We start from the raw sequence: 975 nt of genomic DNA, 5'->3' as shown, positions 1-975 counted from the left end.
GGCAGTAAAAGCTGATGAAATCAGCGTAGTAGAGCCCACTCAACCACTGCGTCTTGCTCGACAATCCAAAAACAATAAAGAGGCTAGGACTTTTGTCCCAGCCTCATAATTTTGAGAAATATTAGTAAAATCCATTTGATGTCGAGAAAGAGAATGACAAACAAGTGATTGTCTTGTCTGAAGAGACGAAAGAACGGATAACGGGTGATTTGTTTGAGGGACTTTATCGGAAACGACAGATTGGATTTGGCAAACTCTTCAAGACTATCAAGAAAGAATTAGACTTAGATGATGTCGAAGATGGTAATCTTGTTCAGACTGGAGAGGATAGTCAAGAAGTATCGCGAGGTCAGGAAATTGTAGCCGTTTGGAATTGGCAGAGAAAGAATTATTTTTTACAGTAACTAAGAAATATGTTAGTCAGTTTTATTATTAGGTGTATTTAATTTGCTGTAGTAATTGACAATTACGGCTGATAAGCATCCAAAAAAAATAAGTCCATATACAGTTAAAAAGACGCTAGTAATACGTCCGATTAGAGTAGTAGCTAGTATATCTCCGTAACCTACTGTTGTTGATGTGACAAAAGCATACCATAGTCCATCCCAGTAATTACTTATTTGAGGTTCAACTAATAAAAGTATTCCTCCTGAAATAAAAATAAAACTTACAAAACTTATCAAAAATTGATTAAATCCTGTAACTTTTATAATATGAAATAGAGTATTTAAACGTTTCATTTGGTTCTCCTTTGTTATAGTGTTAATGAAAATTATAGCATACAAAAAGTGTCTAAATATGTATTTTAGACACTTTTTATATTAATTTTATGTGACTTTAAGTCCGTTTCGCTCCCAAGGTGCGAAACAAATAAACCACCCGCTATGCGGGTGCGCATCGAAGGTTATACCGTCATAACAAAAAAACTCCAAACGAGTTACAATATAGGTGTTCAAGCCAATTGTAAAACGAAAG

2 protein-coding genes are annotated in these 975 nt (G+C 34.5%); one reads left to right on the top strand and one right to left on the bottom strand.

The features are described 5' to 3' along the window. The first annotated feature begins 164 nt into the window (after window positions 1–164). Window positions 165–404, top strand: a complete 240-nt coding sequence (locus AX662_RS00540; RefSeq protein WP_002885362.1) for a protein rep — start codon at window positions 165–167, stop codon at window positions 402–404. Between the two features lie 12 nt (window positions 405–416). Here AX662_RS00540 and AX662_RS00535 read toward each other — a convergent pair whose 3' ends face one another. Then, complete coding sequence (locus tag AX662_RS00535; RefSeq protein WP_324250145.1) at window positions 417–776, bottom strand: potassium channel family protein; 360 nt, start codon at window positions 774–776, stop codon at window positions 417–419. Window positions 777–975: the final 199 nt, after the last annotated feature.

It is taken from the genome of Streptococcus sp. CCH5-D3 (genome assembly GCF_001556435.1).
GTDB lineage: Bacteria > Bacillota > Bacilli > Lactobacillales > Streptococcaceae > Streptococcus.
Note: the sequence above shows the minus strand (reverse complement) of the source record. Positions and strands in the feature narration are given on the sequence as shown.